The 339-nt window shown below is 54.6% G+C and carries 1 pseudogene; it reads right to left on the bottom strand.

The features are described 5' to 3' along the window. Positions 1-180 (bottom strand): annotated as a pseudogene (locus K9U38_RS21910) (HlyD family secretion protein); the annotation flags it as partial. Between the last annotated feature and the right edge of the window lie 159 nt (positions 181-339).

The raw sequence follows: 339 nt of genomic DNA, 5'->3' as shown, positions 1-339 counted from the left end.
ATAAAAGATCATGGTGATCAGTGACACGGTCAGCAGCAGGCAGGCAGTGATGCCCCAGCGCAATTCATACCACACGGTATAAAGATTGATCTCGTGGCCGATGCGCTTGCCCTGGCCAAAGCGGCGGTACAGAAAGTCCGGAAGCACCGTAAACATTGAACACAGCAGTAGTTCAAGCATGCTCAGATACCCCCACCCGTATCAGATTCTCCCGATGACAGCTTGGCAGCTGCTTCTGCCTCCTCCTTCGCCGGATCGCGTCCGGAAAGCTTTTCGAGCGATCGGGCAATTGAGTCCATCGGCGAGGAAAAATCCGGCAGGTCAACCAGTGCCAGCAAA

The organism is Phyllobacterium lublinensis, assembly GCF_020164435.1.
GTDB classification, from domain to species: domain Bacteria; phylum Pseudomonadota; class Alphaproteobacteria; order Rhizobiales; family Rhizobiaceae; genus Phyllobacterium; species Phyllobacterium lublinensis.
Note: the sequence above shows the minus strand (reverse complement) of the source record. Positions and strands in the feature narration are given on the sequence as shown.